This window comes from Stenotrophomonas sp. GD03819 (assembly GCF_029841665.1).
Taxonomy (GTDB): Bacteria; Pseudomonadota; Gammaproteobacteria; order Xanthomonadales; family Xanthomonadaceae; genus Stenotrophomonas; species Stenotrophomonas geniculata.
The window spans coordinates 98238-107587 of record NZ_JAOCEW010000018.1 but is presented as its reverse complement, the minus strand read 5'-3'; the positions used below and the strand labels follow the sequence as shown (position 1 = coordinate 107587).

The following is a 9350-nucleotide window of genomic DNA, read 5'->3' as shown; positions in this document are numbered from 1 at the left end:
CCCCTGCCTTCCGCCAGTGCCGGTCTCGGCCTGCGCCGTGGCCTGATCGATGAACTGCTGGCGATGCCGGCCGATGCCATCGACTTCCTCGAAGTGTCGCCGGACAACTGGATCGGAGTTGGCGGTGCCCACGGCGCCGCGCTGCGCCAGCTGAGTGAGCGCCATCGCCTGACCTGCCACGGCCTGTCGCTGTCGCTGGGAGGGCCGGACCCGCTGGACCGCACCCTGCTGACGCAGACCCGCGCGTTCCTCGACCTGCACCAGGTGCAGCTGTACAGCGAACACCTGAGCTACTGCGCCGCCGGCGGCCATGTCTATGACCTGCTGCCGCTGCCGTTCACCACCGAGGCCGTGCATCACGTTGCCGGTCGCATCCGCCAGGTGCAGGACACACTGGGCCGGCGCATCGCCGTGGAGAACATCTCCTACTACGCCGTGCCAGGCGCGGACATGAGCGAGATCGACTTCATCACTGCAGTGCTGGCCGAGGCCGACTGCGACCTGCTGCTGGACGTCAACAATGTCTTCGTCAACGCCTGCAACAACGGCTACGACGCCTTCGATTTCCTGGCACGCGTGCCGGCGCATCGCGTCGCCTCGCTGCACGTGGCCGGCCACTTCGACGAAGACGATGGCTTCAAGATCGACACCCACGGCGCGCCGGTGAAGGGCGTGGTCTGGGCGCTGCTGGGTGAGGCCTATGTGCGTGTCGGCGTGCGCCCCACCCTGCTGGAGCGCGATTTCAACTTCCCGCCTTTGGCCGAGCTGCTGGCCGAGGTGGAGCAGATCCGCCACGCGCAGGCCGATGTGCTGCCGCCCGAGGTGGCCCATGGCTGAGCCGCTGGCCACCCTGCAGCAGCGCTGGGCCGACCATGTACGCGACCCATCGATGCCCGCGCCTGAGGGCATCGATGCACGGCGGATGGCGGTCTACCGCCGCCTCTGCATCGACAGCCTGGACAGCCTGCTGGCAGGCAGCCTGCCGCGCCTGCAGGCGCAACTGGGTGATGCCTGCTGGCGCGACACCGTGGAGCACTACTACGCGCGGCATGCCTGCCATACCCCGTTGTTCCCGCAGATCGCCGGCGAATTCGCCGCGTGGCTGGGCGTGCAGGCAGACCTCGCGCTGCCGGGCTGGGTGGCGGAACTGGCGCATTACGAAAGCACGCAGCAGGCACTGCACATTGAAGCGCGGGACACCGGCCAGCAGCCATTGCATGCGCCACAGGCAGGCAGCGTGCTGGCGCTGTCTCCACTGGTGCGGGTGCTGGGCTACCAGTGGCCTGTGCATGAGGACGCCGGCCAGAACGGTGCGCCTACCGCGATGCCGACGTTGCTGCTGCGACGCCTGGGTGACTTCAGCCTGCAGGTGCAGGAACTTTCACCGCTGGCATATGCGCTGCTGTCGGCGTTCGGCGATGACGGCGCCCGTGCGGAAGACGCGCTGCAGGTACTGGCCGATCTGCATGGCGTGGCCGCCGACGAACTACGCACAGCCTGCATTCCGCTGCTGGGCGAGCTGTGCGCGGCCGGCGTGCTGGTTGTGCCGAACGACTGTTGAAGGCGCCGGCCAGCGGCCGGCACTCCCCATTCCTTGGCCGGCCAGAGGCCGGTGCCACCCATTTCCTGATTCGAGGTTTGATCATGGCTGTTTCCAATACGTCCTCCCTGCACGGCTGGCGCCTGTTCGTGGCCATCGCCGTGGTCCTGATCGCCTTCGCACTGGCGGCGTTCACCCTGCAGCCCGACGTGGTCGAGGGCAGCCGCGCGGCGATCCGGGTGACGGCACGCACATCGTTCCTGCTGTTCCTGGTCGCCTTCACCGCATCCTCGTTCGCCAGCCTGCTGCCCGGCCCGTTCACCCGCTTCCTGCTGCGCGAGCGTCGCATCGTCGGCCTGTCGTTCGCGTTCTCGCACCTGCTGCATGCGGTGGCGATCACCGCCTTCGGCATCCTCAACCCCGCGTTCTGGCCGGCGCGCTCAGCCCTGGCCAACCTGCCGGGCACGATCGGCTATGTAGCCATCCTCGCCCTGGCCATCACCTCGCATCGTGGCATCGCCCGCCGCATGGGTCCCACTGCGTGGCGTCGCCTGCACGTGACCGGCATGTGGATCATCGCCGCAGTGTTCACCTATTCGTACTTCAAGCGCGTGCCCGGCAACTTCTGGTACGCGGTGCCCTCCGCGTTGCTCTTCACCGCCGTCGTGGTGCGTGCGATCGCCAAGCGGGCGCAGTCGCTGCGGCGCGATGCGCATGCGCGGCCGCCGCTGCGGAGTTCTTGAGGAGGCGGTTACCTTTGGAGCCGAGCCCATGCTCGGCTGCCTCTGGTTCAGCCGAGCATGGGCTCGGCTCTACAGAGGGATCACAGCACGAAAGGCAGCGAATTCCCTGCGGAAAGGGATCTGACCCCACTTCAGGTCACGGGGCGCGGCGCAGGGTGATCAGGGTGATCTCCGACGGCACGCCGATGCGCGCGGGGAATCCGGCCCACAGGCCAGCGCCATTGCTCACGTACAGTGTCATCCCGTCCACCTCGTAACGCCCGGAGACATAGCCACCGTTGGCCCGCTTCACCAGCTGGTCCATGCCGATGATCTGGCCGCCGTGGGTATGCCCGGACAACTGCAGCTTCACACCGCGCGCAGCGGCCTCACGCGCATTGCGTGGGCGATGATCGAGCAGGATCACCGGCGCGGAGGGATCGGCGCCAGCCAATGCAGCGTCCATATCCGGCAGCGGCAGGCCGTAGCGTGCCGCCACCGGGTCGGTGACACCGGCGATGGTCAGCGCCGCATCGCCACGCCGCACCTGCATGTGGCTGTTCTCCAGCACCTGCATGTGCAGCGCGCGAAACGCCTGCATCCACGCCTGGTACTGCGCGTAATACTCGTGGTTGCCGGTGATGGCGACGACGCCGTCCGGCGCCCGCAGGTCCACGAGTGGACGCGCGTCGTCACGGCGGGCCTCGACACTGCCGTCGATCAGGTCGCCGGTGATCACGATCAGGTCCGGCGTCAGTGCGTTGCTCTGGTCCACCACCCTGCGCACCCAGTCACCGGTCAGCAGGCGGCTGGCATGGATGTCGGTCAACTGCAGCACGCGATAGCCGTCGAACGCAGCCGGCAATCCGGCGATGCTCACCTCGATCTGCCGGGGCTTGGGTACCGCCATGCCCTGGCTGACGCCGTAGCCACTGACCAGCAGGGCCAGCATGCCGGCCGCCGGTCGCAGACTCCGCGTGCGCAATGCGGCTACCGCGCGTGGCCAGCGCAGCAGGCGGGAAGCAAGCAGGCTCACGTCCAGCGCCAGCATCAGCAACGCCAGCAGCAACACCGCCGTGGAGCCGGTGGCCAGCGTGGCGATGGCCAGTTTCGGAATCTCGGGCGAGGCCATCGTGCCCCAGAACATGGCGACGATGCGCAGCTGCACGGCAACGCCCACCAACAGCAGTGACAGCACGACTTTCATCCAGATGGGCATGCGCAGCGGCCAGAACAGGCGCCAGGCCACATACAGGCCCATCAACAAACCGATCGTACTCAGCACTGCAACCATCCGGGAAGGAAAGCGGGCCCGCCATGGTGACGGTTGCGGGCCGTGTTGTGTAGAGCCGAGCCCATGCTCGGCTTCTCAACATGCAGCCGAGCATGGGCTCGGCTGTACAGCAACAGGTGGGTCAGGCCATTCCGTCGAGGCGCTGCACGCGCAGGCGGGCAATGCGACGCTTCTCCATCGCCAGTACGGTGATGCGTACATCCGCGATCTCCACTGCGTCACCGATGTCCGGCAGGCGTCCCAGGCGCTCCAGCACCAGGCCGGAGATGGTCATGTAGTCGGCACTGCGCGGCAGCGATACGCCCGCCAGGCGCTGCAGATCGTCCAGGGTCAGCGCACCGTCGGCCTCCCACTGGCCTTCCCCCTGCATGACCACGCCATAGCGCTCGTCCTGGGTGTCGACCAGGTCACCGGCAATGGCCGCCAACAGGTCGTTGGCGGTCACCAGGCCTTCCACGCTGCCGTACTCGTCCACCGCCACCGCCAGCGGCACCGGGTGCTGGCGGATCAGTTCCAGCGCCTGCAGCGCACTGGCGCTGGACAGCACGTACTGCGGCTCACGCAGGTTGCCTTCCAGCTGCAGCGGCTTGCCCTGCAGCAGGTCGGCCAGCAGGTCGCGGCTCTGCACCACACCGCACAGGCTGTCCAGATCACCATCGCCGACCAGCAGGCGGGTGTGCGGCGATGCCACCAGGCGTGCCACCACGTCGTCCTGTCCACGCGCCAGGTCGATCCACTGCACGTCGGCGCGCACAGTCATCACGCTCGACACCGGGCGATCCGCCAGCCCCAGCACGCTGCGGATCATCTCGTGCTCGGCCGGCTGCAGGCGCTCTTCGGCATCGACGTGTTCGTCAGCACTTTCGTCGTCGTGGCCATTGGTCGGGCGCGCGCCCAGCATGCGCAGCACCGCATCCGCAGTACGTTGGCGGAACGGCTGGCGGCGCTCGTTGCGCTCGCGGTTGAAACGTACCCACTGGTTGAATGCCTCGACCAGGATCGAGAAGGCGATAGCCGCGTACAGGTAGCCCTTCGGGATCTTGTAGCCCAGGCCCTCGGCCACCAGGCTGAAACCGATCATCAGCAGGAAGCCCAGGCACAGCACCACCACCGTGGGATGCTTGTTGACGAAGCGGGTCAGCGGCTTGCTGGCCACCAGCATCAATGCCATCGCGATGGTCACCGCGGCGTACATCACGCCCAGGTTGTCGACCATGCCGACCGCAGTGATCACCGAGTCCAGCGAGAACACCGCGTCGAGTACCACGATCTGTGCCACGACCATCGCGAAGCTGGCGTAGACCTTCTTGCCATTGTCCTCGTGCTGGCGGCCTTCCAGCCGCTCATGCAGTTCCATGGTGCCCTTGAACAGCAGGAACAGGCCGCCACCCAGCAGGATCAGGTCGCGTCCGGAGAAACTGTGGTCGAACAGCGTCAACAGCGGCTCGGTCAGCTTCATGATCCAGGCCAGCGCGGCCAGCAGCACCAGCCGCATCAGCAGGGCCAGCGCCAGGCCGATCACCCGCGCGCGGTCACGCTGGTGCGGCGGAAGCTTGTCGGCAAGGATCGCGATGAACACCAGGTTGTCGATGCCGAGAACGATCTCCAGCACGACCAGGGTTGCAAGGCCCATCCATATCGAGGGGTCAGCCAACCATTCCATTTCAGGTCCGTTTCGTCAGTAGGGAGGGAAAAAGGGAAAGCACTCAGTCAGCGTCCTGCGCCTGCGTCGGGTCATGCCCGAGCAGATCACCGGGCGTGCACTGCAGCTCACGGCAGATCGCATCCAGGGTGGAAAAGCGGATGGCACGCGCCTTGCCGGTTTTCAGGATCGACAGGTTGGCCAGGGTGATGTCGATGCGCCCGGCCAGCTCGGACAGGGTCATGCCCCGTTCCTGCAGCATGCGGTCCAGGGTGATGACAATCGCCATCAGATGACACCATCGAGGTCATCGCGCATCGCTGCGCCCACGGCGAACACGCGCGCCAGCACGAACAGCATCAGCACCGCCACCAGGCCGGTGATCGACATGCCGCCGCCCACCTCCATCCAGGTGAAGTCGGGCCCCATCCAGGCCGCGTAAGCGCCGATCAGGATCGACAGCAGCTCCATCGCCAGCATCAACCACGCCATGCGTTGCAGGCGCTGCGCGTTGGCGTGGGTGAACGGCCGCTCGCGCGCCGCCGACTTCAGCAGCCGCAGCAGATGGCGCAGGAACAGCAGGCACAGCACCAGCAGCGCGACGATCGCGCCCAGGCCGAGGCAGAAGTGCAGGAACAGGTCGTTGCCGTGCGCGGCAACAGCACCGGCATCATGGACGCTGTCGAGTAGCCAGCGGCGGTCATGGGCGACCAGCGGCACGGCCAGCAGTGCGGCCAGGATGCCCAGCCAGCACATCGCCCGGACGGCCTGTACGGCGGCCTGGGCCAGGGTGAACAGGCCTCGCGCGGGACTGGCGCGGGCGGGACGAGCGGTCAAGCGGCCTCCGGCATTGGGGTGGCCTCGCCGCCCCGGAGTGGATTTATCGATAAACGATATACCACACGCCGCGTGAAAGGCTGAATCGCGCGCGTGGCCCCTGTCAGGGCCCAGGCGCGCCCTGCTCCAGCATCGCTTCGCCCGGGGCCGCCGAGGCCATCGCCTGCACCCCTGCATCGGCCGCCTGCCGCGTGACCAGGCGGAAGCGCACCTGCAGCTTGCCCTGCCCCGGCGTGGCCCAGCCGTACTGGATGGCCACCTGATCGGCCGACAGTGGCCCACGCCCTGGCAGCGATCGCACCTGCAACGGCCTGGGTGCGGCCTGCACCAACCGGGCGAATCCCTTCTGCACGACCGCCGCGTCGGCCTTTTCGGCGTAGACCGTACACGTGCCATCGTCAGCCCAGCTCACCGCATAGCGGCCACTGGCCAGAGGCACCATCCACGCCACGCCCGATTGCCCCTGCAACAGCGTGGCGGCTTCGGCGGGCTGCAGCGGCGACAGCCCATTGGATTCCATCAGCGACTGCAACCGCGCCGGGGCACCGATGTGCTGCATGCAGGCGGTGTCGAACAGCTCGCTGAAGGGATCCTGCGCCGGGGCCTTGGCCTTGGGCGTACGCGCGGGTTGCGCCACCGCCAGGGTGGGCAGCAGGGCCAAAGCCAGCCAGAACGCAGGACGCATCGGGACTCCACGCTACGGAAAACAGCAGGGAGGATGGCAAAGCCCGGGCGCGCCGCGCAATGGCCGCGATGGCCACCAGCCTCCCGCTGCCGGGTCAGACTGCCATTTCGCCCTGGTCCTCGCCATCCCAATAGTGGATGCGGCTGGCGCGCACGTGAATCAGTACCAGCCCCGGTGTATCCACGCCCTGCTCGAACCAGCGCTCAAGATCCTTCACCCAGTGCTCGCGCATCACAGCGCGATCGCGCACCAGCGCCGCCCTTCCCTGCACGTGCACGAACAACGGCGGCTTGCCCAGCAGTGACCTGCTGCCGGAAAAACCCAGCGCAACGGCGGGGTCAGCCTCAATCTCGTGCACCATGTCGGTGTCTTCTGTGGTGAAGAACCAGCTGTCACCGTCGTAGTCCACGTCACCGTTGTTGCTCATCGGACGACCGGCAATTTCTCCGCCGGCGCGGGTCTGCAGCATGGTGAAATCGATGTCGGCCATCTTCTTGGCCAGTTCGGGCAGTGTGAGCTGGGTCATGGTGTCGTCCTTCATCAAGTGGAATCCCAGCGTCTGCGCAGAGTGGTGACCGAAGCGTGGAAGGTCAATGTCGGCTTCTTCACAGAAAGCGAGATAGGGCGCGTGGCGCGTGCGTGACGCGCTGCTCACCACCCCACCTGCGTTTGCAGCAGCTGCACGCCCCATCGCGCGCCGGGCGATCCTGCAGACGCTGCGACGGGTGCATGCACGCATTGGCTGACGCGTGCCATCAGCGCGTGATGCGACCGCCCCCCGCCACCCGTACCCGATCGCGCCCCTGCGCCTTGGCCCGGTACATGGCCGCATCGGCGGCACGCAGCAGGGTGCGCCAGCCCAGCGCGTCGGTGCCGCCCTCGGCCACGCCGAAGCTGGCGGTCACCCGCAGCACGGTGCCGCCGGCCAGCGTGATGTCCATCTGCTGCAGGGCCAATCGCAATGACTCGGCCAGCTGGCGGCCACCGGCCAGATCACCGTCGGCCAGCAGCACCAGGAACTCCTCACCACCATAGCGGGCGATGCTGTCGCTGCGGCGCAGGTGGCGCTGCAGCAACTGCGCCACCTGCACCAGCACTTCGTCGCCAGCTTCATGGCCATGGCCATCGTTGATCGCCTTGAAGCGATCCACATCCAGCAGGATCACCACGGCGCTTGCATCGCCTCCGGTGTGCCTCTGCTGCACCACCTCATCCAGCGCGCGCCGGTTCAACAGTCCGGTCAGCTCGTCGGTGCCGGCGAGCTGGCGCAGCTCGCTGGTCAGTGCCGAGCGCTCGCGCGATTTCTCACGCAGTACTTCGATGGCGTCGAACAGGCGCTGCATCTCGGCCAGCGGATGGGTGACATGCTGCTCCGGGCCAGGTGCATCCGTGGCGAGCTGGATCACCTGCTTCTGCGCCTGCAGCAGTGGCTGCAGGATCTGCAGGTGGGCGATGCGCAGGGCCACGCCCAGCACCACGAGCGTGCCCAGCGCGGTCGCCACCAGCACAGCCAGGCGCATGGCCTCGCGGTTGCGGGTGCGTTCGTATCGGGCGATGGACACGCTCAGGTAGCCATCACGCAGGGCTTCCAGCGACTGCAGGGTAGGCACGTAGCGCGTGGTGAACTCGGCAGCGGTCCACGGCGGTGGTACACCACGGCGGCCATCCTCGATCAACTGCTCGATCATCGGCAGCGATTCGCCGAAGAACTGCCGTCGTGCCATGTCCCAGTGCCATGACAGTTCCGGGTCGCTGCGGAACACCGACTCATGGCTGCCCGCCAACCGCCACAGCTCCAGCAGGCGGCCCTCGGTCTGCAGTGCAGCGCGTACCTGCTCCTCGCGCCATGCCCCCGGTACCGCGACCGGCGCCATCACGTTCGAGGCCAGGCGGCCGCCATGTTCGCGAAGATCGATCAGCACCTGGCCCTGCATCGCCGGAATCGCCGCTTCACGGTCGGCGCTGACCAGCACGTTGATCTGTGCCGAGGTCAGCAGGTGCAGGCGATCAACCACGGCGAACATGCCACTGATCGCACGCTCCACCGCCTCCACCCGGCGCGCATCGTGCGGTTGCGCCACCACCCGGTCCACCGCAGCCCGCGCCGACTGCAGGCGACGTTGCGCGTCGGCCAGCAGGCCACGCTCATCCAGCACGCCCGGGTCGTTCTTGAACACGGTCTCCAGCTGCAGCATGGCGGTGTCGACCCGCTTGCGCGCGGCCGCCAGCTGCGCGGCCAGGCGCGCCTGTTCGGCGGCGTCGGCCGGGTCAGCCCCCAGCAGGCTGTTGGCCGGACCGCGCTCGGCCGAAGCCAGGTTGGCGAGATCGAAGGTCTGCCGCAGCTGGCGCAGGCTGGCCAGGTTGTCTTCGGCGCCGGTGTAGCGCAGCGTGCCCTGGACCAGGGCGATGGCCATCAACGGCAGCGTGCACACCACGAACAGCCCAGCCAGGATCCAGACCCAGGTCCGCAACCTGATGGGCGATGCCTTGCCGGCCATGCAGAATTCCCCTGAAGTGCGGCTCACTGTAGCGAGCGGCTCCGGCGGCGCCAAGCCAGCGCCGTACGATCCGCCGGGGTGGATATAGCGCAGCGCGCGCGAACGCGCCGACAACGCCGGCGCCCCCCGTCC

Annotated in this window: 10 protein-coding genes; 3 read left to right on the top strand and 7 right to left on the bottom strand. The window is 67.6% G+C overall.

The annotated features are described in order from the left end of the window. The 3 genes from N5D45_RS12660 to N5D45_RS12650 all read left to right on the top strand — a co-directional run. Positions 1-837: DUF692 domain-containing protein (locus N5D45_RS12660; protein WP_279939039.1), on the top strand; the 837-nt coding region annotated here is incomplete at its 5' end. Beyond that, positions 830-1561, top strand: coding sequence for a putative DNA-binding domain-containing protein (locus tag N5D45_RS12655; RefSeq protein ID WP_164190750.1), 732 nt, complete (start codon positions 830-832; stop codon positions 1559-1561). The genes N5D45_RS12660 and N5D45_RS12655, both read left to right, overlap by 8 nt. An 83-nt stretch (positions 1562-1644) precedes the next feature. Then, on the top strand, positions 1645-2283 hold the full coding sequence (locus tag N5D45_RS12650) for a ferric reductase-like transmembrane domain-containing protein (protein ID WP_049413541.1): 639 nt from the start codon (positions 1645-1647) through the stop codon (positions 2281-2283). A 136-nt stretch (positions 2284-2419) separates the two neighbouring features. Here N5D45_RS12650 and N5D45_RS12645 read toward each other — a convergent pair whose 3' ends face one another. From N5D45_RS12645 to N5D45_RS12615, 7 genes are all read right to left on the bottom strand, one after another. Then, entirely contained in the window at positions 2420-3556 is a 1137-nt protein-coding gene (locus N5D45_RS12645) for a metallophosphoesterase (protein WP_057502668.1), read from the bottom strand. A 121-nt stretch (positions 3557-3677) separates the two neighbouring features. After that, a complete protein-coding gene (locus N5D45_RS12640) occupies positions 3678-5219 on the bottom strand; it encodes a TerC family protein (protein WP_049455585.1) in 1542 nt (513 codons plus the stop codon). A 43-nt stretch (positions 5220-5262) separates the two neighbouring features. After that, entirely contained in the window at positions 5263-5487 is a 225-nt protein-coding gene (locus tag N5D45_RS12635) for a helix-turn-helix transcriptional regulator (RefSeq protein WP_010483459.1), read from the bottom strand. Further along, positions 5487-5954, bottom strand: coding sequence for a DUF2975 domain-containing protein (locus tag N5D45_RS12630; protein WP_010483460.1), 468 nt, complete (start codon positions 5952-5954; stop codon positions 5487-5489). The genes N5D45_RS12635 and N5D45_RS12630 overlap by 1 nt, the downstream gene beginning before the upstream one ends. 184 nt (positions 5955-6138) lie before the next feature. Continuing rightward, positions 6139-6720 carry a hypothetical protein gene (locus N5D45_RS12625; protein ID WP_164190747.1) on the bottom strand — a complete coding sequence of 194 codons (582 nt, stop codon included), beginning with the start codon at positions 6718-6720 and terminating at the stop codon, positions 6139-6141. Positions 6721-6814: 94 nt separating this feature from the next. Then, the gene (locus tag N5D45_RS12620; RefSeq protein ID WP_029379872.1) at positions 6815-7246 is read right to left on the bottom strand and encodes a pyridoxamine 5'-phosphate oxidase family protein; all 432 of its coding nucleotides are present in this window, start codon (positions 7244-7246) and stop codon (positions 6815-6817) included. Between the two features lie 229 nt (positions 7247-7475). Continuing rightward, entirely contained in the window at positions 7476-9218 is a 1743-nt protein-coding gene (locus tag N5D45_RS12615) for a GGDEF domain-containing protein (protein ID WP_134957978.1), read from the bottom strand. Between the last annotated feature and the right edge of the window lie 132 nt (positions 9219-9350).

Excerpts from the sequence above, each read along its gene's own strand:
- N5D45_RS12655 (WP_164190750.1), top strand. The coding sequence starts at position 830 with ATGGCTGAGCCGCTGGCCACCCTGCAGCAGCGCTGGGCCGACCATGTA.
- N5D45_RS12625 (WP_164190747.1), bottom strand. The coding sequence starts at position 6,720 with ATGCGTCCTGCGTTCTGGCTGGCTTTGGCCCTGCTGCCCACCCTGGCG.
- N5D45_RS12615 (WP_134957978.1), bottom strand. The coding sequence starts at position 9,218 with ATGGCCGGCAAGGCATCGCCCATCAGGTTGCGGACCTGGGTCTGGATC.
- N5D45_RS12635 (WP_010483459.1), bottom strand. The coding sequence starts at position 5,487 with ATGGCGATTGTCATCACCCTGGACCGCATGCTGCAGGAACGGGGCATG.
- N5D45_RS12640 (WP_049455585.1), bottom strand. The coding sequence starts at position 5,219 with ATGGAATGGTTGGCTGACCCCTCGATATGGATGGGCCTTGCAACCCTG.
- N5D45_RS12645 (WP_057502668.1), bottom strand. The coding sequence starts at position 3,556 with ATGGTTGCAGTGCTGAGTACGATCGGTTTGTTGATGGGCCTGTATGTG.
- N5D45_RS12630 (WP_010483460.1), bottom strand. The coding sequence starts at position 5,954 with ATGTGCTGGCTGGGCATCCTGGCCGCACTGCTGGCCGTGCCGCTGGTC.
- N5D45_RS12620 (WP_029379872.1), bottom strand. The coding sequence starts at position 7,246 with ATGACCCAGCTCACACTGCCCGAACTGGCCAAGAAGATGGCCGACATC.
- N5D45_RS12650 (WP_049413541.1), top strand. The coding sequence starts at position 1,645 with ATGGCTGTTTCCAATACGTCCTCCCTGCACGGCTGGCGCCTGTTCGTG.